The 22,252-nt window shown below is 35.6% G+C and carries 25 protein-coding genes; 15 read left to right on the plus strand and 10 right to left on the minus strand.

All coding sequences use genetic code 11. The features are described from left to right. Together lacG and FD26_RS07320 are read left to right on the plus strand one after the other, a co-directional pair. A partial coding sequence (gene lacG / locus FD26_RS07315) for a 6-phospho-beta-galactosidase (RefSeq protein WP_057867776.1) occupies window positions 1-1,289 on the plus strand: 1,289 nt, incomplete at its 5' end. A gap of 133 nt (window positions 1,290-1,422) precedes the next feature. Beyond that, entirely contained in the window at window positions 1,423-3,168 is a 1,746-nt protein-coding gene (locus FD26_RS07320) for a PTS lactose transporter subunit IIBC (protein WP_057867777.1), read from the plus strand. A gap of 599 nt (window positions 3,169-3,767) precedes the next feature. Here FD26_RS07320 and FD26_RS07325 read toward each other — a convergent pair. From FD26_RS07325 to FD26_RS07335, 3 genes are all read right to left on the minus strand, one after another. Beyond that, complete coding sequence (locus tag FD26_RS07325; RefSeq protein WP_057867778.1) at window positions 3,768-4,907, minus strand: trans-sulfuration enzyme family protein; 1,140 nt, start codon at window positions 4,905-4,907, stop codon at window positions 3,768-3,770. 245 nt (window positions 4,908-5,152) lie between these two features. Further along, window positions 5,153-5,812 carry a histidine phosphatase family protein gene (locus FD26_RS07330; protein WP_057867779.1) on the minus strand — a complete coding sequence of 220 codons (660 nt, stop codon included), beginning with the start codon at window positions 5,810-5,812 and terminating at the stop codon, window positions 5,153-5,155. Window positions 5,813-5,858: 46 nt separating this feature from the next. Next, window positions 5,859-6,509 (minus strand): histidine phosphatase family protein, encoded by a 651-nt coding sequence (locus tag FD26_RS07335; protein ID WP_057867780.1) that lies wholly within the window; start codon window positions 6,507-6,509, stop codon window positions 5,859-5,861. A gap of 112 nt (window positions 6,510-6,621) precedes the next feature. Between FD26_RS07335 and FD26_RS07340 the strand changes: the two genes are divergently transcribed. From FD26_RS07340 to FD26_RS07355, 4 genes are all read left to right on the plus strand, one after another. Next, the gene (locus tag FD26_RS07340) at window positions 6,622-7,242 is read left to right on the plus strand and encodes an NAD(P)-dependent oxidoreductase (RefSeq protein WP_057867781.1); all 621 of its coding nucleotides are present in this window, start codon (window positions 6,622-6,624) and stop codon (window positions 7,240-7,242) included. Between the two features lie 8 nt (window positions 7,243-7,250). Next, window positions 7,251-7,694: a flavodoxin domain-containing protein gene (locus tag FD26_RS07345; protein ID WP_057867782.1), complete on the plus strand. Its 444-nt coding sequence runs from the start codon at window positions 7,251-7,253 to the stop codon at window positions 7,692-7,694. Between the two features lie 127 nt (window positions 7,695-7,821). Next, window positions 7,822-8,529, plus strand: coding sequence for a sunset domain-containing protein (locus FD26_RS07350; RefSeq protein WP_057867783.1), 708 nt, complete (start codon window positions 7,822-7,824; stop codon window positions 8,527-8,529). Further along, window positions 8,529-9,365, plus strand: a complete 837-nt coding sequence (locus FD26_RS07355) for a DNA/RNA non-specific endonuclease (RefSeq protein WP_057867784.1) — start codon at window positions 8,529-8,531, stop codon at window positions 9,363-9,365. Before FD26_RS07350 ends, FD26_RS07355 begins: the two co-directional genes overlap by 1 nt. 61 nt (window positions 9,366-9,426) lie before the next feature. On the opposite strand, the gene FD26_RS07360 is transcribed toward FD26_RS07355, so the two are convergent. The 7 genes from FD26_RS07360 to FD26_RS07390 form a co-directional block, all read right to left on the minus strand. After that, on the minus strand, window positions 9,427-9,828 hold the full coding sequence (locus FD26_RS07360; protein ID WP_057867785.1) for a MerR family transcriptional regulator: 402 nt from the start codon (window positions 9,826-9,828) through the stop codon (window positions 9,427-9,429). 100 nt (window positions 9,829-9,928) lie between these two features. Next, window positions 9,929-10,252, minus strand: coding sequence for a hypothetical protein (locus FD26_RS07365; RefSeq protein ID WP_057867786.1), 324 nt, complete (start codon window positions 10,250-10,252; stop codon window positions 9,929-9,931). 118 nt (window positions 10,253-10,370) lie between these two features. After that, entirely contained in the window at window positions 10,371-11,366 is a 996-nt protein-coding gene (gene lacD / locus FD26_RS07370; RefSeq protein WP_057867787.1) for a tagatose-bisphosphate aldolase, read from the minus strand. Between the two features lie 27 nt (window positions 11,367-11,393). After that, a complete protein-coding gene (locus tag FD26_RS07375; RefSeq protein ID WP_057867788.1) occupies window positions 11,394-12,338 on the minus strand; it encodes a hexose kinase in 945 nt (314 codons plus the stop codon). Between the two features lie 305 nt (window positions 12,339-12,643). Then, complete coding sequence (gene lacB / locus FD26_RS07380) at window positions 12,644-13,159, minus strand: galactose-6-phosphate isomerase subunit LacB (protein WP_057867789.1); 516 nt, start codon at window positions 13,157-13,159, stop codon at window positions 12,644-12,646. 17 nt (window positions 13,160-13,176) lie between these two features. Continuing rightward, window positions 13,177-13,611: a galactose-6-phosphate isomerase subunit LacA gene (lacA, locus tag FD26_RS07385; protein WP_057867790.1), complete on the minus strand. Its 435-nt coding sequence runs from the start codon at window positions 13,609-13,611 to the stop codon at window positions 13,177-13,179. Window positions 13,612-13,627: 16 nt separating this feature from the next. Next, a complete protein-coding gene (locus FD26_RS07390) occupies window positions 13,628-14,389 on the minus strand; it encodes a DeoR/GlpR family DNA-binding transcription regulator (RefSeq protein ID WP_057867791.1) in 762 nt (253 codons plus the stop codon). A 269-nt stretch (window positions 14,390-14,658) separates the two neighbouring features. Between FD26_RS07390 and FD26_RS07395 the strand changes: the two genes are divergently transcribed. The 9 genes from FD26_RS07395 (at window position 14,659) to FD26_RS07435 (ending at window position 22,093) form a co-directional block, all read left to right on the plus strand. Further along, on the plus strand, window positions 14,659-15,171 hold the full coding sequence (locus tag FD26_RS07395; RefSeq protein WP_057867792.1) for a PTS sugar transporter subunit IIA: 513 nt from the start codon (window positions 14,659-14,661) through the stop codon (window positions 15,169-15,171). A 14-nt stretch (window positions 15,172-15,185) separates the two neighbouring features. Beyond that, a complete protein-coding gene (locus tag FD26_RS07400) occupies window positions 15,186-15,491 on the plus strand; it encodes a PTS sugar transporter subunit IIB (RefSeq protein ID WP_057867793.1) in 306 nt (101 codons plus the stop codon). Window positions 15,492-15,525: 34 nt separating this feature from the next. Beyond that, window positions 15,526-16,944, plus strand: a complete 1,419-nt coding sequence (locus FD26_RS07405; protein WP_057867794.1) for a PTS galactitol transporter subunit IIC — start codon at window positions 15,526-15,528, stop codon at window positions 16,942-16,944. A 174-nt stretch (window positions 16,945-17,118) separates the two neighbouring features. Further along, the gene (locus tag FD26_RS11315) at window positions 17,119-18,579 is read left to right on the plus strand and encodes an SLAP domain-containing protein (protein WP_057867795.1); all 1,461 of its coding nucleotides are present in this window, start codon (window positions 17,119-17,121) and stop codon (window positions 18,577-18,579) included. A gap of 265 nt (window positions 18,580-18,844) precedes the next feature. After that, window positions 18,845-19,555 carry a GntR family transcriptional regulator gene (locus tag FD26_RS07415; RefSeq protein ID WP_057867796.1) on the plus strand — a complete coding sequence of 237 codons (711 nt, stop codon included), beginning with the start codon at window positions 18,845-18,847 and terminating at the stop codon, window positions 19,553-19,555. 14 nt (window positions 19,556-19,569) lie between these two features. Next, on the plus strand, window positions 19,570-20,052 hold the full coding sequence (gene agaB, locus FD26_RS07420; protein ID WP_057867797.1) for a PTS galactosamine transporter subunit IIB: 483 nt from the start codon (window positions 19,570-19,572) through the stop codon (window positions 20,050-20,052). A 1-nt stretch (window position 20,053) separates the two neighbouring features. Beyond that, window positions 20,054-20,863 (plus strand): PTS galactosamine transporter subunit IIC, encoded by an 810-nt coding sequence (gene agaC / locus FD26_RS07425; RefSeq protein WP_057867798.1) that lies wholly within the window; start codon window positions 20,054-20,056, stop codon window positions 20,861-20,863. Next, entirely contained in the window at window positions 20,847-21,671 is an 825-nt protein-coding gene (agaD, locus tag FD26_RS07430) for a PTS galactosamine transporter subunit IID (RefSeq protein WP_057867799.1), read from the plus strand. The genes agaC and agaD overlap by 17 nt, the downstream gene beginning before the upstream one ends. Then, window positions 21,671-22,093, plus strand: a complete 423-nt coding sequence (locus FD26_RS07435) for a PTS sugar transporter subunit IIA (protein WP_057867800.1) — start codon at window positions 21,671-21,673, stop codon at window positions 22,091-22,093. Before agaD ends, FD26_RS07435 begins: the two co-directional genes overlap by 1 nt. Window positions 22,094-22,252 lie beyond the last annotated feature (159 nt).

Raw genomic sequence — 22,252 nt, forward strand, 5'->3', positions numbered from 1 at the left:
TCATTTACACAAGATTCTTGACGCTACCTTTTTATCATTTATACCCAGAAGATATTCGTTTATCGAAAAAATATGGCTTGAATGCTATACGTGTGTCAATTTCTTGGACAAGAATTTTTCCTAAGGGTTATGGTCAGCCAGTTCAGGCTGGAGTCGATTATTATCACCGATTATTTAAGGAGTGTCTAGATAATGGGATTGAACCATATGTATCGTTGCATCATTTTGATTCTCCTAAGACACTTTTTGACGATGGCGACTGGTTAAATAGAAAGAATATTGACTATTTTGTAGATTACGCTAAGTTTTGTTTTGATGAGTTTCCTGAAGTTAAACATTGGTTCACTATTAATGAGCTAATTTCTTTGGCCTATTCGCAATATATCCAAGGAAATTTCCCACCTAACCACAAATTTGATGTTTCAAGTGCTATCCAGGCTGAACACAATGAATTATTAGCTCATGCTCGCGTAGTCAACTTGTTTAAAGATCATGGTTATAACGGTAAAATTGGTCTAATTCATGTTTTACAGCCAGTATATCCATATCCGAAAACACCTGAAAACCAGCATGCAGCTGATTTAAGCGATGCATTTATGAACGCATTTTTGCTTGATGGTACTTTTAAGGGTGAATATACTGCTAAAACGATGAAATTAATCAATGAAATTTTAGATGCAAATGATGCTCATTTAGAAATTGAACCAGGTGATATGGATATCCTGAAGAAAGCTTCGACAAGAAACGATTACTTTGGAATGAATTATTATCAACCATCATTTTTTGCAGCTTATAACGGTGAAAGCACGAATCATTTCAATGGAACTGGTACCAAAGGTACATCATCATTTAAATTTAAGGGAGTTGGTCAAGCCGTTAAAAATCCAGATATTCCTACAACTGATTGGGATTGGAACATTTATCCAGAAGGACTTTATGACATTTTGCAGCGTGTAAGTTCGGAGTATCCTAATAGTAAAGAAATTTTTATTACAGAGAATGGATTAGGCTTAAAAGAGGATTTACCAGAAGATGCTAACGAAAACACGATTATTAATGATGACAAACGAATTGATTTTGTTGACCAGCATCTTGCAGCTATCTTGAAGGCTCGAAACGAAGGGGTTAATGTGAATGGTTACTTCATCTGGTCCTTGCAAGATCAATTCTCGTGGGCTAATGGATATAATAAGCGTTATGGCTTGTTCTTTATTGATTTTGCTACACAAAAACGTTATATCAAAAAGAGTGCTTTGTGGTACAAAGCACTTGCTGACACAATGAAATAGCTTCTAGTTGTGGATTGTTACTATTAAATTAGGCATGACCGCAGTTGGTGCTTGGTACTTTGTCGTACCATGCTCAATTGCGGTCATTTTTTTATGAAATTTTTTGGAAATAGAATATAAAAGGGGTGCTATCATGCAATTTATTATTGATAAGTTGGAAGCTCATCAAAAATTCTTTGATAAGATATCTAAGAATATTTATTTGATGGCTATCAAGGATGGATTCTTGGCCGCAATGCCAATTATCTTGTTCTCAAGTATTTTTATTCTAATCACTTCAGTTCTTCCACTAGTAGGGGTACATTTGCCAGCGGGATTAAATGATTGGTGCAACAAGATTTATAACTATACTATGGGATTTGTTGGACTTTATGTAGCGGGGACTACAGCTAAAGCCTTAACCGGTTCCAAAAATCAGCGTATTAAAGGTGGACGTTTCATTAATTCCACTTCAACGATGATGGCTTCAATGTGTGGATTTATGTTGCTAGCTATTGGTACTACTAAGAGTGGTGCTTATATTGGCGATTACTTTGGTACAAAAGGTTTACTATCAGCTTTCGTTTCAGCCTTTGCCACCGTTGCTATTTATAAGTTCTGTGTGGAAAGAGATATAACTATTAAAATGCCTAAAGAAGTGCCTGGTGCTATTGCCCAAAACTTCCGTGATATTTTTCCATTTTCATTTTCAATTATTGCTATGGGTATTATTGATGCACTTGTTCGTCTTTGGCTCCATGTTCCATTTGGTGAAATGCTTACGACTTTGATTTCACCTTTGTTTAAAGGTGCTGAAAGTTATTGGGGAATGGCTATTATTTGGTTCCTTATTCCTCTATTCTGGTTCATGGGTATTCATGGACCTTCAGTTGTAAAACCTGCTCTAGAAGCTGCTTTGTACGGTAATACAACTGCTAATTTGGCATTGTTCAAAGCGGGACATTTTCCATATCACTCACTAACAGAAAATTTTGGTAACTTTGTTGGTGAACTTGGTGGTACTGGTGCTACTTTCGTTGTTCCTTTTATCTTCATTTTGTTAATGAAATCAAAACAATTGAAAGCCATAGGTAAGGCCTCAATTGTTCCTGTAATGTTTGCTGTCAATGAGCCTCTATTGTTCGGTGCTCCAATTATTTTGAACCCTTACTTCTTCATTCCGTTCGTGCTATCGCCAATGGTTAATGTTGTTGTAGGTAAGATGTTCATTGATCTATTACATATGCGTGGCTTTATGTATGTTTTGTCATGGGCTTTGCCAGGGCCTATTGGTATTTTCTTAAATACTAATATGCAAGTAGTTTCGTTATTATTAGTCGTTGTTTTACTAGCTTTAGATACTTTGATTTATCTACCATTCTGTAAGGCCTACGATGCTTCGTTAGTTAAACAAGAAGCCGCAGCAGATGCTAAAGAAGCTACAGATGGCGTTGAACTTGCTGGTGTTAGTGCGGAAGGTGCTACTGTAGCAACTTCAATGAATAATGATACAAATGAAACTGCAACAACTACTGACTCAGATTCTGATGATGAGATCAAATTAGATCATCAAGTTAAAGTATTGGTTCTCTGTGCCGGTGGTGGTACCAGTGAACAATTAGCTAATGCTTTAATGGATGGTGCCAAGGAATATAATGTTCCGATCGTTGCTAGTGCAGGAGCTTACGGATCACATCACGATATTCTACCAAACTATGACTTAGTTGTTTTAGCTCCTCAAGTTAGAACATATTATGATGATTTGAAAGCAGATACAGATCGTTTAGGTATTCAGTTAGTTGCTACCAAAGGTCAACAATATATTGCTTTAACACGTGATTCTAAGAAGGCTTTGAACTTTGTCATGGATAATTTAAATAAAAAAGATGATAAAGACTAAAAGTCAATTCTTACTAAAGCTTAGATATTAACTGATGTGGTTGAAATATGCCATCGTCCGCAAAAAAATTTGTGGGCCACTGGAACCTGGTGGACACGACTTAGAGATTCATAATTCCCCACTTCGTGAACAATTATGGATCTCTAAGCTCGGTCTTCTACTAACCTTGCTTTGCAAGCTAAGTAGAATATCACCACTGAGGGCCCACAGATTTTTTACTATCGATTAAGTTCTTGATTCTAATATTATTGAACAAAGTATTAAATAGTAAATTAAAAAACGGCCACTGTTAGGTATTCCAGACATACATTTATGCTTGGATTTCTTAACAGTGACCGTTTTTATATGCTATTTAAATTTTACAATAATTAATGAATAAAGTAGGAGTCAGTCCGGAGCAAAAAGTGGGAATGCGTTCAGCTATGAGACCATAGTTCCAACAGCATTTCCACTTTTTATGGAGGACGGGAAATTAAACATACTCACGCTATAACTTAACTTGAGTAAGAACCAAAAGTCAGCTTTAATAGTATGTTTTATTAGATAAAGAAAGAAGAACTCTTATAATTAAGGGCTCTTCTTTTTACGTTTTTATTGTTTTAGATTTGAGCAAAGGCCTGTTTGAGGTCATCCAGTAAGTCGGCTTCATCTTCAACACCAACGGATAAGCGAATCAATTCGTCAGTAATTCCACTTTTTAAACGAATATCGCGAGGGATGGCAGCATGAGTCATGATAGCAGGAACTTCAATCAAACTTTCAATTCCACCAAGGCTTTCAGCGAGATCTATTAGTTGAAGACTTTCAACGAATTTCTTAGCATTTAAACCAGGTTGAAGTTCAAAGGAAATCATAGCGCCAAAACCACGCATCTGTTTTTTAGCAATCTCATAACCAGTTGAATTGGGATTGCCAGGATAATAAACTTTAGCAACTTTATTATTTTCGGTTAGGTACTTAAAAATTGATTGGGCATTTTCATGATGAACCCTCATTCTGATACCGAGTGTTTTGATTCCACGCATCAAAAGCCAGCTATCGTCGGGACCTAAAATACTACCGATGGAATTTTGAAGAAAAGCTAAATCTTTGGCAATTTGTTGATTGTTGGTAACTGCTAAACCGGCTACAACGTCACTATGCCCACCTAGATATTTGGTAGCACTATGAACGACGATATCTACCCCTAGATCAAGAGGATTTTGATTGTAAGGCGTGGCAAAGGTGTTATCAACGATGGTTTTAAGATCGTGCTTTTTAGCAAGGTCAGTTATAGCCTTAATGTCGGTTATTTTTAAAAGTGGATTAGTAGGTGTTTCAAAATAAATGGCTTTAGTATTCTTTTGAATGGCGCCTTCAACAGCATCTAAATCGCGGGTATCAACGGCAGTAAATTCTAGTCCAAAGCGCTTGAGTACTTTATTGGCCAAACGAAATGTCCCACCGTAGACATCGTTTCCGATGATAATATGATCACCAGCTGAAAAGAGTGAGAAAACTGCATGAATAGCTGCAGGGCCGGAAGCAAATGCAAAGCCAGATCGACCGTTTTCGATATCAGCAATCAAGGTTTCGAGAGCTTGACGAGTAGGATTGCCAGTACGAGCATATTCCCACTTAGGTTCAGCACCTAATTTGTGTTGATGGAAAGTTGATGAACGATAAATGGGGATAGAAACAGCTCCAGTCTCTTTATCTTCACTGATACCGCCATGAATTAATTTAGTATTGAATTTCATAATATTTTCTCCTTTGTTTTTGGGCGTAAAAAAAGGGTGCAAATCAAATTTGATTTGCACCCTACGCGTAATGAATCATTGGTCTAGCTTGAATTTAGTTACTCAAACAGACGGCACGCATAGACTGCGAACCGCAACAACATGAAATTGTTTGAGTATTGATTAAAATCATTGCTATAACCTCCGATTGATTGATGACCTGAGAATATATTAATTGTTTTGTTTTGTCAAATAATTTTTCACGCTTAACTAAGCATTTGATTATAACTAGTAACTTTGTTGATACCGTTATTTCTTTCTAACATTGTTAAACTGGAATTTCTTGGACTAACCGTTACGTCGAAGTTTCCATCGTTATAACGGTCAGTGATAGACCGAATAGTTGTTCCATGAGAAACTAAAAGAATTTTGTCGCCATCATGAGCAATTTGATCAACCTTTTCAAACCCACGATCTAGTCTTTTCCAGTATTCTTTAGCATTTTCTGCATCATGGAAAGGATCAGCTTCTTTCATGAAGTCCTTAGTAGCATCCATGCCATATTTAGCAATGATTTCGGCAAAGCTGGAAGCACCATGTGGTTGACCAACTATAAACCAGGCTTCTGGTGAGTTCATACCTTCATAATAACCATAAAATTCTTCTCTAAACTCCATCATTTTTTGAGGAGTGATTTTATTATGATTTATATTTTTATCAACGATTAATTTGCAAGTATCGATAGCACGACGAGCATCTGATGAAAAAGCCGCTGCAAAATCAACATCCTTTAACGCTTCTGCCGCCTTTTTAGCTACTTCGATCCCATCAGGCGCAAGGGGAGTGTCAGACCAGCCTTGCATTTTATTATAACGATTAAACCAAGTACGTCCGTGACGAACTAAATAAATTTGGTATTTTGCCATTAGTAAATAGTATCCTCCTCAATGTATGTAGTTTAATTTTACTACATTAAATGAGGGATTGATTGTACTTAGTAACCTTATTATTGTCGCCGTCACGTTCGAGCAAGGTAAGACTAGCATTGGCTGGGATATCTTTTAACACAATATCATCTGTTTTGTATCTGTAAGCTAATCCTAGAATAGTTATGCTATGGGTAACTAAGAGAATTTTGTCGCCATCGTGAGCAATTTGATCAATTTTTTTGAAGCCGCGTTCGATACGTCCCCAGTATTCTTCGGCATTTTCAGCATCATGAAGGGGATCGGCATCTTTAACAAAGTCCATTGTGGCATCGAAGCCATATTTTTGGACAATATCGCCAAAATTTCTAGCATGATGTGGTTTACCAATAGCAAACCAAGATTCATCAATACTACGTCCCTCAAAATAACCGTAAAATTGTTCTCTGAATTCAGCTAATTCTTGAGGAACCAAGTGATTTTTATTTCTTCTAGTAATAATTCTGGAAGTATCAACTGCACGTTTCATATCTGATGTAACAGCGGCAGAAAAATCGACGTTTTTTAGAGCCTCAGCTGCTTTTTGAGCAACGGCCACGCCATCATCAGTTAAAGGAGTATCAGACCAACCCTGCATTTTATCGTATTCGTTATACCATGTTCGACCATGTCTTACTAAATAAATTTGATATGCCATAAATTACGCCTCCCAGCACAACAATTTTACTATATTATGGGCTTATCTTTGGTTATTTTGCTTGCAATTGTGTAGAGTAATCTTGTTGATAGAATATGGGGGTATTCAAATTATGAAAATAGCAGTGATAGGTGCCAATGGTAAGGAAGGCTCTTTGATAGTGAAAGAAGCCTTGAGCCGTGGATTAGATGTCACTTCAATTGTACGAGATGCTAAGAAGTCGTCGACTGAAAAATATTTAGTTAGAGATGTTTATAGTTTAAAACATGACGATATTAAAAATTTTGATGTTTTAGTCGATGCCCTTGGTTTCTTTGGCCCAATGGTTAAAGAATATGTACCTGCTACTGAGCATTTGATCGATATTTTGCAGGGTACTAATGTTAGATTGTTAGTCGTTGGTGGAGCTGGATCATTATTTGTGAATGAAGATCATACTGAGCAATTGTATCAACAATCAGATTTTCCTGAAGCAGTTAAACCTCTAAGTGAGGAAATGGGGAAATCATTAGATATTTTACGTAAAAGTTCCATCAATTGGACCTTTATCAGTCCAGCAGCTGAATTCGATGCTAAAGGTGATAGAACTGGTAAATACGTTTTAGCAGGTGAGGAATTAACCTTTGATTCAGCTGGCAATTGCAAGATCAGTTATGCTGACTATGCTATTGCGATGGTTGATGAAATTGAAAATGCTGCACATCAAAAAGAGCGCATTAGCGTTAGATGGTAGGTAACTGAATGAAAATATTATTAACATATACAAGTATGACCGGTCGTAATAAGAAAATTGCTGAATATTTAGCCAATTATTTAGAAAGTAAAAAGGCTGAAGTAACGCTTCAAGAAATGGTCGATGCTGATGCATTTGAAATTTTGAATTATGATGCCTTAATTGTCGATACTTATACTTATCATGATGGTGAAGTACCTGATGAGGCTCAGGATTTCTATGACGATTTGAAAGATATCGATTTGGAAAAAACTAAATTTGCAGTATTAGGCTCGAGTTCAAAAGAACATCTTCATTTTGGACGTGCAGTTGACTACTTTACAATGATGTTGAATTCCAGCAACGGCGAGCAGGTTGCTGATTCAGTAAAAATTAATCAAGATCCTGACGAAGATGATTTTAAGAGAGTTCGTACGTTAGGCGATTATGTGTTGAAAAGTTTGAATAAATAAAAAAAGCAATGAATTCTAGGTAAAATTTCTAGATTCATTGTTTTTTTTATGTAAAGGAAATTTACCTTGTTTCCGTTGAAAATATCGAATAACATTAAGTGAGAATAATAAATAGGGGGTCTAGGGGATGCTAAGCTTAATAGTATTAGTGGCGTTTATTGCGATTATATATTTTGCCATTAAGCTTTTTAAACAACGTAAAATTAAGGTAAAAAATCGAGCTGATGGTTCATTAAAAAAGAAATATAGAATCGGTTTGTTTGCCAGTATTATCATATTTTTTATTGCAGGGATTGCTGGTGGAGCTAATGACAGTACTGAGACGTCGTCACAACAGGGGGCTGCTCCAAGTGCCAAGATTGTTAAGAAAACAAAACATGTTGGCAAAGATAAATATGGTATTGCAAAGCAAGAAAATGTTGCTTTAGTTTCTAAAAAAGGTAAATTATCTAAACAAGAAAAGAAATTACAGAAACAAAAAGATCAAATTATTGATGATGAGTTCCAAGCAAAACAGAAGGCTAAAGAGGAGCAAGAAGCCGCTCAAAAACAGCAAGAGCAACAAGCTAAGGAAGTCCAGAAGCAACAGGCAGCTGCTCAAAAGCAACAAGAAGAGCAGGCTAAAGAAACTCAACAACAGGCTTCTTCAGCTTCATCGTCTCAGTCACGTGGTGATATGAATACTGGTGATACGGGAACTATTGTTGGTAATTCTCAATCGCATATTTATCATGTTCCTGGTCAACGTGGCTACAATATGAATTCTTCTAATGCAGTTTATTTTAATAACGAGCAGGATGCTATAAATGCTGGATACAGGAGGTCAAAAGTATAATGAAAAAATTACTTAAAACGTTGGTTGTCTTGACTGTTCTTCCAGCAGTAATGGCATCAGCAGTGCAAGTTCAAGCATCTTCAAAAAGCGATGTTAAAACAGAATATGTTAAAGATTATTCTTATCAAAAGAAAACTAAAAAGTTAGTTACTAAGAATAAGAATCTTAAAAAATCTATTACTAAGTTGCAAAAAAAGATTGCTGACGATCAAAAATTCATTGATGAACACAATAACAAAAGCAATCAAAATTCTTCAAACACAGATTTAGCTAATTTGGATTACAATGGAACACAAGAAATTATTGTTAATGATAATAAGCCTAATTTTTCAAACGATGATTTAAGTACTGCTAAGGGTGCATGGCAACAATATGGCGATTTGGATAAGTTGAATCGTGTGACAGCTGCTAATGCTATGTTGAACGTTTCTTTGATGCCTTCAGCTAAACGGGAGCCATTGCATTGGAATCCAACTGGTTGGCATAACAAGAAAATCAGTGGCGGTTGGCTTTACAATCGGAGCCATCTGATTGGTTATCAATTAACTGGTCAGAATAATAATCCTAAAAATCTTATGACAGGGACCAGATCATTGAATAGTCCAGAAATGTTAGCTCATGAGATGGACATTGCTTATTATTTGAAACAAAGCAATTCACATTACATTAGATATCGGGTAACTCCAATTTTTCGTGGGGATGAATTGTTGCCACGAGGCGTACAAATGGAAGCTCAATCGATTGGTGATAATTCGGTTCACTTTAATGTTTATATTTTTAATGTTCAATCAGGTGTCACTTTAAATTATGCAGACGGAACTAGTCAAATTGGCTAGATAATAGAAAAGAAGCACAAGAAATCTTTTGATTAAGAGAGATTTCTGTGCTTCTTTTTTATTACAGACTAAATCTTCGAGCGGCACTTAGACTGTCTCTTTTCTTACCGTTCATAATGTCTTCTTCTAATTTAATTTTTTTGTTTAATTTGGTAAGTATCTTAGCTGACTGGGCAAAATTTACTTTAGCCAGAGCTTGTTGTTTGATAAGAAGCGTGTGCCTTTTACGTAGAGCAATGGGACCACTTTTTTGGCTAAGAGTGATATATTCTTTTATTTCAGACAAGGGCACGCCTAATTCACGCAAAACTTTGATTCCCTCTAGCCACACAACAGCCTCGTCATCAAAAACACGTTGATTATCTAAATCTCTAGTAACTGATGGAATCATATTTTGATCCGTATAATATCTTATAGTAGGAATGGATAGACCGGTTTGTTTGCTAACTTCAGAAATTTTCAAAGTTATCATCTCGAAAAAAGTGATATTTGAACATCGTTAGAATAGCACGATTAGTTTAAATGAGGGTTCATAAGTACGGAATGTAAAAAAAAGATGCCGTTTAGGCATCTTTTTTGTCAGATTTATTAGTAAATTTTTTGATAATTGAACTGATAATAAAAATAACTACGACTAGCATAAAAATAACTGTAACAATTGTATTGATATAACTTAAATTGGCGGGTAACTTAACAAAGTTCATTAAAGTTATATAGATACAATAGAGTGCGATAAAAGTTAAGAGGATTGTGTCCGCTGTCCAAACTTTTTCTTTGTCACGATGTGAATATTTTGAAATCATATAAATAATGTAGATAACGATCAAGAGTACAGCGACCATTGATGTGATTGCGTTTCTAGCTAGCACGAAATTAGCAGGTACCATTATATTTCCCCCAAAATGAATAATTTCTCAATAAATGAAAAACTGGATTATCTTGAACTAATCAGTTTGTTCAAGAAAACCCAGTTTATTCAAAGTACATAAATTTTAATAATTTAAATTAGTCTTTTGAAACTTTGTCTTTCCATGAAGTTGCAGTTTCAGCAAGAACTTGGTTTAGTTCTTCAATATTCTTCTTACCTTGATCGTTCATCCACTTCTTACCAGCTTCTTCGCCGTCTTTAGCGAATGGTTCGATAGCGCCTCTCCATGTGGCACGTCCACATAGAACACCATTGAACTTAGCATCAGCATCTTTAGCAAGGTGCAATTCATCTCTGAAGGCTTCGGCAGTAACACCGGCACTCAAGAAGATGTATGGCAAGTTAGTTGCGTCGCTTTGTTCTTTGAAGTACTTGATAGCTTCATCCTTTGTGTAAACAACAGGGTTGTCGCCATTAAATCCTTCAACGTAATCAAGGTTAATAGGAACTTCAACCTTCAAAACATCAATGTGATATTGTGGCTTTGAGAATTCTTTCATAGCTTCGATAACTTTGTGAGGCTTTACCTTAGCATATTCAGCACTCTTAACGTCACCAATTGAGTCATCATATGTAACTAATTCAACGAACAATGGAATATCTTCAGCAACACATTCGTCACCGATTCTTTCTACAAAGGCTTCCTTTTGGTCGATGATTGATTTATCTTCGTCTGGATCGATGTAAAGCAAGAACTTGATTGAGTCAGCTCCGGCTTCCTTAAGACGACGTACTGACCAGATTGGGATCAAATCAGGAATTCTACCTGGTTCAGTAGCATCGTAACCAGTCTTTTCGTATGAAACTAAAAGACCTGAGCCATCTGCTCTAACTTTTGATGCTGGAAGACCATATTCTGGATCCAAAAGAATAGCTGAAGCATAAGGTGTCAATTCTTTTGAAATAGCTTTCTTAAATTCAACGATATCTTCTTCGTTAGCTGGCTTGTTTGCGGCTGCGGCTAACATTTTCTTTAGTGATCCACGTTGGTCAATAGCAAGAGCTGCAATAACTCCGTTATTGTCAGACATTTTTTCTAGTGCTGCGTACTTTTTTGGTGTTGTCATATACATTCATTCCTCCGAATAATAAATTAAACATTAGTACTTAACTATGTCTACCTTTTCAAAATAATCTTTATATTGACTAATGTCAATATGTCCAGTCTTTTCCTGTAAAGTATTTAGGATACCGACTGTCATGGCTCGTTTCATAATATCTTCAGGACTTTCTTCTTTGACTAAACCTGCGGCTAAGCCAGCAACGGTAGAGTCACCTGATCCAACAGGGTTAACGGCGTGAATTTTTGGAATATTTACTTTGAAGAAGTTGTTTTGGTATTTAACAAATGCACCCTGTGAACCCAATGAAACTACCACCCAAGGAATTCCTTGGAAAATTTCTTCGGTAGCTAATTTAGTTTTGAGATCGTTCAAATCACTGATTTCTTTACCAATTAATTGAGCGATTTCATCTTGATTAGGTTTGATCATGAATGGTTTATCATCGTTTTCTAGAGCTAAACGTAGAGCTTCGTTGGAACTGTCTAAGATGACAGGAACATTATGTTTAGCAGCGACTTGAACCATTTTAGAATAAAGACCTTTGGAAAGGCCTTGTGGCAAGCTTCCTGAGATAGTTACTAATCCAAAACCGCTTACTTGATCGTCGAAATGTTCTAGAAAAGCGTTTTCGTCGTATTTTGAAAGGATAGGACCTGCTTCAAGGATCTCAGTTTGGTCACCGTTATCGTGTAATATAGCGATACAATTACGAGATTCTTGACTAATTTTCATAAAAGCGTGTTCGATGTCATTTTCATCAAGTTGGTTAGTAATATATTGGCCGATGGTTCCACCAATAATACCTGATGCCGTGACAGGAACATTTAATTGTTTCAAAACCCTTGTGACGTTTAATCCTTTACCGCCAGCTGTCTTGGAAACATCTTTTACACGATTGACAGTGTCAATTTTGAGATGTTCTAGTGGGTAGGAGATATCGACTGAAGGATTCATTGTGATTGTTAAAACTGAATTACTCATTGTGCGGACCCCTTTGTAAAATTTAAAATAACCTGATTTTAGGCCATTAAAAATGGGTTCTATGAAACAAACCTCTCCAAGTTAGTCCGGCTTTAAGCACTGTACCAATAGTTCAGTGCTTAAAGCGGGGCTAACTTTTTTATTTCATATAGCCCTTGATGAGTTACACAATGGTAGCTCACAAATTTTAATTGGAACTTTATTTTATAATTAGTTTATATTAAAGCGCATACATTTGGTAGTACAGTTTGGTATAAGTAATTATTAAAATAATTGTGGAGGGAATATCTCTCTTTGACTACTCTTTAGTCGTGATAGAATCCTTCGTCCCATAGTTTCATTTCATGATCGTAGAAGTGTGGATTGTCGTGTTGTTCTGGATTATCTTCAGATTCAACGGCATCAATCTTCTTAACTAGATCGTCATCTTCACCTAAATAGTCAGCAGCAAGGAATGTCTTAACGATTTCTTCAGCTAGATGTTCACCGACAACGGCACCACCAAAACTGATAACATTAGCATTTAGATGTTCCTTAGCATACTTAGCAGCTGTTGTGTCAGCGACTAAAGCGGCACGAATTCCTTGGTTTTTGTCAGCGGCTGTTGAAATACCAACACCAGTACCACATAGAACAACACCATAGTCAGCTTTGCCATCACGGACAAGGTTAGCTACACGTAATCCATAGATAGGGTAGTGAGTTCTTGTATGGTCGTATGTACCTACATCAATAACCTTGTGGCCCATAGCCTTTAACATTTCTGAAATTTTGATTTTAGTATCTGTAACAATATGGTCGTTTCCTAATGCAATAATCATAAATTAATTCCCTCCTATTAGTATAATTTTTCGAGCATATCCAAACGGATTTGGTGACGTCCACCGGCGTAGTTAACACCTAAGTATTCATCAACGATTGATTCAGCACGTTTCTTACCAACAATTCCAGCACCGATAGCAATTGCTTTGGCACCATTGTGTTGAGTTGTCATATGAGCAGTATTTTCTTCAGTAACATTAGCTGTTACCATTCCATGAACCTTGTTACTTGCCATGGCTGAGCCTGTACCATATTCATCGAACATGATTCCACGGTCAGTTTTTCCATCTAAGACAGCGTGTGTAACTAGAAGTGATGAGTCAACGAAATCAGCAGCTGGTTCTTCTGATAAGTCAACAACTTCATAATCCTTGCCTTCATTTTCAAGGTATTCCTTGATATAGTTCTTTAATTCAAATCCTGCTTTATCTGAAGCTAATGCGATTTTCATAAAATAATCCCTCCATTTAATTGGTAATAAGTCTTACATACTGTTGATAGTAATCGATTGTTTCTTTAGTGGCGCTCTTGTTAGTAATTAGGTAATCTACATCGTCCAAACTGTAGAAAGTGTAAAAATCATTTCTATTAAGTTTGTATTTATCAGCGACAATGTATTTTGTCTGAGAATTGTTTAAAGCAACGCTTTGAATTCGACCTTCTTCAGTATTGGCAGTCATAATCTGGGAATTTTGAATACCGTTGACGCCAACGAATGCTTTATCGAACTTCAGTCCACCTACAGCATTACTTGCTAAAGCACCAATCAATGTTCCTGAGCGACTACGATAAATTCCACCAGCTAAAATCAATTCACAATTAAGATCTGAATTTTTAAAGCTTTCAAAGACAGGAATACTAATTGTCACGACCCTCAAAGAATTAATGTTTTTAATGTTTTGAGCAATCAATTCAAGTGTTGTTCCTGGACCGATAAAGATAGTATCGAAATTATCAATTTCATTTGCTGCCAATTTAGCTAGTTCTTGTTTTTCTTTGATATGAACCTCACGTTTTTCAACATGAGAAGCTTCCTCTAATGGAGAAACGCTAATTTTTTGCGCTCCACCGTGAATTCTGATCAACTTGCCAGATTCTGACAGTTCTTCAAGATCACGACGGATTGTCATATCGGAGCAATCCAATAATGTAGTTAAATCATTAACGGTAACAATGTCGTTCTTATCTAATTCGGATAGGATCTTTAGAAAGCGTTCTTTCTTTAACAAAAGATCACCTCTTTTTGTTTACTATTGTTCGTTACAAACATAATTTAGCATCGAAATGTGTACTTGTCAATCGTTTTTCGCACAGAAATGTTTATTTTGTTGAAAATGCTTACTTAACTGTTTAAATAGAAAATGTCTGGTTTATCACTCTATATAGGAAGAAATATTTGTGGTTTTATAAATTGATATTTGGTATTGACATATTTTATGATAGCGTTTACTATTGTTCTTGTAAACAAAAACAAACAAACGGGTAGGTGATGGTGTTAATGAGCGATTTAGCTACCGATCAATTATTTAGCGAAAGCGAAGTTTATATCTCTAAAGCTTCGACGCAAGAAGAGGTCTTTCGTGAAATAGCTGATTCTTTATTGAAGAAGGATCTAGTAACTAAGGACTTCATTAATAATTTATTGGAACGTGAACAAAACTATCCTACTGGAATTGATATGTCAGTTGTATCGCCAAAGATACCAAATATAGCAATCCCACATACGGAGAGCGAGTTCGTTAAAGCACGGAGAATTGTTCCTATTAAATTGGATAAGGAAATTTCTTTCCATAATATGATTAATCCATCGAAAGAATTTCCAGTGAAGTTTTTATTCATGATCTTAAACAATGATCCAGAAGGCCAATCAAACATTTTGGCACAAATTATGGACTTTATGGCTCGAACATCTGAAAACGAGCTTGTACCATTCTTTAAGAGTGATGATCCAAAAGAGATTTATTCTTTCTTGAATCGTAAATTTATTAAATATGCAAAGAGCAATGAATAAGGAGAGTGTTAATTATGTTCAAAATTTTAGCTGCTTGTGGTGCTGGAGTTAATTCAAGTCACCAAATCAAAGATGCATTGGAAACAGAAATGAGTAACCGTGGTTACGACGTTCAAGCTGATGCTGTTATGATCAAAGATATTACTGAAGATATGTTAGATGATTACGATCTATTTACACCAATCGCTGCTACAGACCTAGGCTTCACACCTAAGATTCCTGTTATTGATGCTGGACCAATCTTGTACAGAATGCCTGCAATGGCAAAGCCTGTTTATGATCAAGTAGAACAAGCTATCAAGGATAGTGGAAAAGCTTAATCAATAACATCATTCATCTAGGGGGAAACAGAATATGTCAGGAATTATTAGCTTTGCTAATGCGATATTCAAACCTTTAATTGACCTTGGTGCTGCACCAATGATGTTAATTGTTTTGACAATTATCGCTTTGATTTTTAGAGTTAAGTTTTCTAAAGCTTTGGAGGGTGGTATTAAATTAGCCATCGCTCTTACAGCTATCAGTGCCGTTATTGGATTGTTGACAACAGCCTTCCAAGACGCATTGAATGCCTTCGTTAAGTCAACTGGTATTCAATTATCAGTTACCGACCTAGGTTGGGCTCCATTGGCTACTATCACTTGGGGTTCACCATATACATTGTTCTTCTTGTTAGTTATGGTTATTGTTAATATCGTTATGATCGTGCTAGACAAGACAAACACACTTGATGTTGATATTTTTGATATCTGGCATCTAGCATTTGTTGGTTTGTTAGCTATGTTCTTCGGAGCAAACTTACTTATTACAACAATCTTAGTTATTTTCATTGGTGTTTTGAAGATTATCAATTCTGATTTGATGAAACCTACTTTTAATGACCTATTACATGCACCAGCTTCAAACCCAATGACAACAACACATATGAACTACATGATGAACCCAATTATCATGGTCTTTGATAAGTTGTTCGATGTTATCTTCCCATGGTTAGATAAATTCGATTTCGATGCTGCTGCATTGAACAAAAAGATTGGATTCTGGGGAAGTAAATTCGCTATTGGTATTTATTTAGGTATCTTTATTGGTTTGCTTTCACACCAAGGTGTTAAGGAAATCTTTACACTATCATTTACAGCTGCATTCTGTTTGGAACTATTCTCATTGATCGGTTCATGGTTTATCGCTGCTGTTGAACCTCTATCACAAGGTATTACAGACTTCGCTAACAAGAAGTTAAAAGGTCGTACAATGAACGTTGGACTTGACTGGCCATTTATCGCCGGACGTGCTGAAATCTGGGCTGCTGCTAACGTTCTAGCACCTATCATGCTTCTTGAAGCACTTGTATTGCCTGGTAACAAGATCTTGCCTTTAGGTGGTATTATCGCCATGGGTGTTACACCAGCTTTGCTAGTTGTTACACGTGGTAAGATTATTCGTATGATCGTTATCGGTGCTATCGAACTTCCATTGTTCCTATGGGCCGGTACATTATCAGCTCCTATGGTTACAGCTACTGCTAAGAAACTTGGCGCATTCCCTAAGGGCCTTGCATCAGGTACAATGATTTCTCACTCAACTATGGAAGGTCCTGTTGAGAAGTTCTTGGCTTACTTAGTAGGTAACGCTTCAACTGGTCAAATTAAGTTTGTTCTTTACGCTGCATTAGCATTAATTGCATACCTATTGATCTTTATCTGGTACGCAAAGCAAATGAAGAAGAGAAACAAGATTTATGCTGACGAAGCTGCTGCAAAAGCTGCTAAATAGTTAAATATATAAACTAAAGACTCTTGAAGATTAGACTTTCAAGAGCCTTTTTTATGTAAAAAATTCATAAAAGAACAGTTGGGTTTAAATAAAAATTTTTTCAAAGATAGTTGTCAACATTTCCTTAAACATGATATTATTCTTGACATAAGGAAATATATGTAAGGGGAAATTATGAAAAAATTATATTACGGACCAATCGTATTAGGACTTGCTGCACTTGCAGTTGGAACACAATTAGGGAGTGTTACAACAGCTTTAGCAGACGAAGCACAGCCAAAGACAGAAGTAGTTGATCCAAATAAAGACGCTAAAACAAATGATCAAGTTTCAACACATGGTACTTTTGAAGAAGCAGTTGCCAAATATAATGCGGATTTTGCGGTTTTAAAAGGCGAAATTGATAATATGAACGGTCAGTCAGAACTTAGCGATTACATCAAGCAAGAGCTATCTAAAGAAGAGAGTACAGAAATTACTAGTGGTAAGATTTTACAGGAAAAAATTTTTCGCTTGAGAGTTTTAAATTATGATTTGATGGAATCTGAAAGCAAAGATTTATCTGTAAAGAATGGTGATACTACTATTACAGCAGAAAATGTTCCATATCTATCAAATTCTACAGCTGGACATTCAGAAAAATCTAATTATATGTTTAAAACTGGTGTTCAAAATATTACCATGAGCGATGGCAGTAAGTTGTCCATTTCATTTGATGATAAAGGAAAGGTTACTAAAGCCGAATTGAAAGATAAAGACGGAAAAATAAGTGAATTAGCAACTGATTCCATAACCGTATCTCCCAATGCAGCATACACAGCTGCTGAAGATTATTTTTCTCTTACTTTCTTTGGTCGCGATAACATTGATACTTTAGATCAAAGCAATAGCGACGTACAAGCCGCTAAAAAAGCCATTCCAGATTATATCTCTTGGATGACTAATGATGCCAAAACGGCTACTGTTGATGAAATTAATAGTAAATTTAATGATTATAAAACTAAGTATGGTCATGCTTTAGAGTCAATGATACCAGGTAAAGAAACTTTCCCAAATCCGGATGGAACTATCTATACTTCTGAGGAAGAAACAGGAAATACAGGAAATACAGGAAATACAGGTTCTGGAAACACTAATCATTCATCTGGTAGTACAAACAGTTCAAAGGGTTCAACTAACTCTAATAACTCGAATAAAAATAATCAAACTAAAGATCCAGAAACTAAGCCAGATGAAACGCCAACGATCGTTGAACATAAAACGGTTTTTGTAACTTCAACAACCAAAGATGTTCCTTTGTATAATGATGAAGGAAAACTTATCAGTAATCGTGAATTAGGTAAGGATTCATCATGGGTAGGCGATAAAATGATGACTTTAAATGGCGATAAGTATATTCGAGTTGCCACTAACGAATGGGTTAAATTAAATGATGGTTTAGAAATTGAAATTATCAATGAAACCGTTAGAACTAAAGTTCAAGCTAGTTTATATACATCAACTGGTAAAAAAATCTCAAATCGTGCCTTGTCAGGGAATAGTCCTTGGTATACAGATAGAGCGGCCACTATTAATGGTCAAAAAATGTATCGTGTAGCAACTGATGAGTGGGTAGCTGCTAATGATATTAAGTAATTTAGATTAAAGCCAGACAAACAGTTAAATCATATTGGTTTAACTGTTTTTTTGCGTCTTTAAATAATTGATATTAAAAAAAGAATCGGTTAAAAAATACCAATTGGTAAATTAGTCTGATTATCTGATGATATGATGGGATTAGTAAAGAAAGCCACAAAAACAATAGTTTAATTTATTTAATGAAAGCGTTGACATGAGATTGATAAGGTGCTTTACTATTGGTGTGGCTGTTATAACAATATAACAAGTTGAGGAAATCCGGATGAACAATATAATGCCACTGTATCAAAGCATGCTAAATGATCTAATTCAGAAGATTGAATCAGGACAGCTACCTGAAGATAGCAAGTTGCCTTCTGAACAAAAATTGGGGGAACTTTATAATGTCTCTCGAATTACTGTAAGAAGAGCATTAGCTGAATTAGAAAGTCGAAACTATATATATAAAAAGCAAGGACAAGGATCTTTTGTTTCAACAAGTGATGAATCTAACACTAAAGTACCTTTTTTAGATGTAAATAAAATGATTGAAAAAATGGGTGCCTTACCGAAAGTTGAGCTGCAGAAGTTTGAATTGAATATTAATGGGACAGAAAAAAGAGTTCGTAAGGAACTAGGCTTAAGTGATGATGACTATTTATATGTAATTCAATTTATGTATTATGCTGATGAATACCCAGTATTTCTAGAAAAAATTTATTTACCATTCAAAGAATTCCCAATGATTCATAAAAGTGAGATTGAAAATAATGATAAATTTATTCCCTTTATTGCTAAGAAATATCAGCAATATCCTGAATTTATTTCTCAAACTGAAGCGGGACTGATCAATAAAAATAATCGAAAGATATTCAATTTAAATGTTGGCGATCCATTGGTTAATCTTACTAAAAAAGGTGTTTTTCGTGGAAGATATGTCTATTATAGTCAATCGACTGTAGTTGGTGATTTGATAATGTTCATAGTTAAGTAGAGAGGTAATTGATAATGGGTGAACCAAATATCGTTTTAACAAGAATTGACAATAGACTTGTACATGGACAAGTAGGGGTTGTTTGGACGTCGTCAACAGGAGCCAATTTGTTGTTAGTAGCTAATGATGATACTGCTAATGACCCACTTCAGCAAGAATTAATGTCAGCTACCGCTGAAAGCTCCGGAGTTGGTATCCGTTTCTGGACAATTGAAAAGACTATTAATAACATTCATCGTGCTAGTGCTCGTCAAAAGATTTTTGTTGTTGTACGTACACCAGAGGATGCTCGTAGATTACTTGAAGGTGGAGTTCCTTTAAAGAATATTGATATTGGTAACATGCATTTCTCTGATGGCAAGAAACAAGTTACTAAATATACATATATGGATGACAAAGACATCAATGATTTAAAAGCATGTGCTGATAAGGGTGCTAATGTATACGTTCAAGAAGTTCCAGAAGATAAAAAACAACCTTTGGAAGAAGTGATCTAAAATGCAAGTTACTTTAATGCAAGGAATTTTAATTGGAATCTTTGCCATTATTGCAGGTATTGATTTCTGGTGGGAAGGTTTCTATATCTTTAGACCAATGATTGTTTGTACGATTACAGGTTTGATTCTTGGAAATCTTACTTTAGGAATTGTTGCAGCTGGCCTGACAGAGCTAGCTTTTGCAGGTCTAACTCCAGTAGGTGGAACTCAGCCGCCGAATCCTATCATGGCTGGTATTATGACAGTAGTACTTGCCTATACAACAGGAAAATCTCCAGCTACAGCAATTGGTCTAGCATTACCATTTAGTATTTTGATGCAATATATTATTTTATTCTATTATTCAGCATTTTCAGTTTTAACAAAGAAGCTCGATACGTATGCTGAAAAAGGCGAAACTAAAAAGTATACTCAGTTAGCCTTACTGCCTACTTGGATTGTTGGACTATCATATGGAATTATTGCATTCCTATGTGTCTATGGTGCTCAAGGTCCAATGAAGGATTTAGTTAATTCAATGCCCGTTTGGTTGAGTCATGGGTTTGAAATCGCCGGTAGTATCCTACCAGCCGTTGGGTTTGGATTACTTCTCAAGAGTATGTTGAAGGCCAAATATGTTCCATATCTTCTGATTGGTTTTACAGCTGCATGTTTCATTAAATTTGGAAATTTAATGCCAGTTGCCGTTATAGGTGTTGCCCTTGCTTTGATTGAATATAACAGAACAAAGAAGGATGCCGAAAACGAAAAGAAAATGAAGATTGTTATGGAAAATGCAAATAACAATGGAGATGATGAAGATGGAATCTAAGGTTAGTGAAGCTCCCAAAAGAGGAAAATTAACTAAACATGACGTCAAAATGCTTGGGGTTAGGTCTCTATTTAATCAATCTGCAATGAATTATGAAAGAATGCAGGCTGACGGTTGGACTTTAGCAATGATGCCAGCTTTAAAGAAAATCTATAAGAATGACAAAAAGGGTTTGTCAGAATCCTTAAAGGCTAATTTACAATTTATCAATACTAATAACTATGCTGCACCGTTACTAATGGGACTAGAAGCTTCGCTAGAGGAAAATGGTGAAAAGCGTTCCACAATCGATGGCTTGAGAATTGCTTTATTTGGACCATTGGCTGGTATTGGTGATGCGATTACATGGTTTACAATTTTACCTATTGTTGCTGGTATTACAGCTTCATTTGCAAAACAAGGTAGTGTTTTAGGACCATTGATTTTCTTCCTAGTTTATCTAGCAATGTTTTTTACTCGTATTCCTATAGCTCAGTTGGGGTATACAACAGGTACCAAGGCTATTTCCAAGATCAGGGAAAATTCAGCTATTGTTTCACATGCGGCTAGTGTTTTGGGATGTACAGTTATTGGTGGTTTAATTGCAACGTATGTTCAAATTACTGTAAAAACAAAAATACCAGTCTCAGCAGGTCATACAATTGCTTTACAGACCCAATTTTTTGATCGTATCTTTCCTAATATTTTGCCATTAGGTTATACATTTTTACTTTATTGGTTGCTTAAAAAGAAGAATGTCTCTCCAGTTATTTTGATTTTGGCAACATTTATTTTCGCCATACTGTTCTCATGGTTGGGGGTATTATAATGAAGTTAGTTGTAACAGGACATGGAAATTATGCTACCGGAATTGAATCAACTGTTAAATTATTAGCCGGTGGACTTGATAATGTTAGTTTTATTGATTTTACTGGAAATATGGATGAGAATAGTCTTAATAAAAAGTTCTCTGATGAAATAAAAGATGATCAACAAATTGTTTTTATTTGTGATTTACTTGGCGGTACACCTTTTAAAGAAGCTGTGAAATTAAGTGTATTGAGTGATAAAGAAATAAGTGTTACATGTGGATGCAACGTTGGTTCAATTATGGAAGTCGGATTACAATTGTCTAGCTTTGATGGCTCTTCTGATGAGTTAGCTAAAAAGTTAGTCTCCATTAGTCAGATCCAGACAAAAGTTTTTGAACATAAAAATTTAGAACCAACTTCTGATGAAGATGGAATTTAATTCTCTTAAAAAAACAACCATATCAATTGCGATATGGCTGCTTTTTTTGCTTTTTCCAGATAATTTAAGTGAATTGTGGATATCGATAAATAATTCTTAGTTATGCTTAACATTTATATTTGAATACCATAAACTATAATGTAAAAAATAGTGAAAGCT

Source organism: Companilactobacillus crustorum JCM 15951 (assembly GCF_001434585.1).
GTDB lineage: Bacteria > Bacillota > Bacilli > Lactobacillales > Lactobacillaceae > Companilactobacillus > Companilactobacillus crustorum.

Excerpts from the sequence above, each read along its gene's own strand:
- lacD (WP_057867787.1), bottom strand. The coding sequence starts at position 11,366 with ATGTATATGACAACACCAAAAAAGTACGCAGCACTAGAAAAAATGTCT.
- agaD (WP_057867799.1), top strand. The coding sequence starts at position 20,847 with ATGAAGATGGAATCTAAGGTTAGTGAAGCTCCCAAAAGAGGAAAATTA.
- FD26_RS07320 (WP_057867777.1), top strand. The coding sequence starts at position 1,423 with ATGCAATTTATTATTGATAAGTTGGAAGCTCATCAAAAATTCTTTGAT.
- FD26_RS07325 (WP_057867778.1), bottom strand. The coding sequence starts at position 4,907 with ATGAAATTCAATACTAAATTAATTCATGGCGGTATCAGTGAAGATAAA.
- lacB (WP_057867789.1), bottom strand. The coding sequence starts at position 13,159 with ATGATTATTGCATTAGGAAACGACCATATTGTTACAGATACTAAAATC.
- lacA (WP_057867790.1), bottom strand. The coding sequence starts at position 13,611 with ATGAAAATCGCATTAGCTTCAGATAAAGCAGGATTTGAATTAAAGAAC.
- FD26_RS07350 (WP_057867783.1), top strand. The coding sequence starts at position 7,822 with ATGCTAAGCTTAATAGTATTAGTGGCGTTTATTGCGATTATATATTTT.
- FD26_RS07345 (WP_057867782.1), top strand. The coding sequence starts at position 7,251 with ATGAAAATATTATTAACATATACAAGTATGACCGGTCGTAATAAGAAA.
- FD26_RS07365 (WP_057867786.1), bottom strand. The coding sequence starts at position 10,252 with ATGGTACCTGCTAATTTCGTGCTAGCTAGAAACGCAATCACATCAATG.
- FD26_RS07330 (WP_057867779.1), bottom strand. The coding sequence starts at position 5,812 with ATGGCAAAATACCAAATTTATTTAGTTCGTCACGGACGTACTTGGTTT.
- FD26_RS07335 (WP_057867780.1), bottom strand. The coding sequence starts at position 6,509 with ATGGCATATCAAATTTATTTAGTAAGACATGGTCGAACATGGTATAAC.
- FD26_RS11315 (WP_057867795.1), top strand. The coding sequence starts at position 17,119 with ATGAAAAAATTATATTACGGACCAATCGTATTAGGACTTGCTGCACTT.
- FD26_RS07435 (WP_057867800.1), top strand. The coding sequence starts at position 21,671 with ATGAAGTTAGTTGTAACAGGACATGGAAATTATGCTACCGGAATTGAA.
- FD26_RS07340 (WP_057867781.1), top strand. The coding sequence starts at position 6,622 with ATGAAAATAGCAGTGATAGGTGCCAATGGTAAGGAAGGCTCTTTGATA.
- FD26_RS07355 (WP_057867784.1), top strand. The coding sequence starts at position 8,529 with ATGAAAAAATTACTTAAAACGTTGGTTGTCTTGACTGTTCTTCCAGCA.
- FD26_RS07415 (WP_057867796.1), top strand. The coding sequence starts at position 18,845 with ATGAACAATATAATGCCACTGTATCAAAGCATGCTAAATGATCTAATT.
- FD26_RS07400 (WP_057867793.1), top strand. The coding sequence starts at position 15,186 with ATGTTCAAAATTTTAGCTGCTTGTGGTGCTGGAGTTAATTCAAGTCAC.
- FD26_RS07395 (WP_057867792.1), top strand. The coding sequence starts at position 14,659 with ATGAGCGATTTAGCTACCGATCAATTATTTAGCGAAAGCGAAGTTTAT.
- agaC (WP_057867798.1), top strand. The coding sequence starts at position 20,054 with ATGCAAGTTACTTTAATGCAAGGAATTTTAATTGGAATCTTTGCCATT.
- agaB (WP_057867797.1), top strand. The coding sequence starts at position 19,570 with ATGGGTGAACCAAATATCGTTTTAACAAGAATTGACAATAGACTTGTA.
- FD26_RS07405 (WP_057867794.1), top strand. The coding sequence starts at position 15,526 with ATGTCAGGAATTATTAGCTTTGCTAATGCGATATTCAAACCTTTAATT.
- FD26_RS07375 (WP_057867788.1), bottom strand. The coding sequence starts at position 12,338 with ATGAGTAATTCAGTTTTAACAATCACAATGAATCCTTCAGTCGATATC.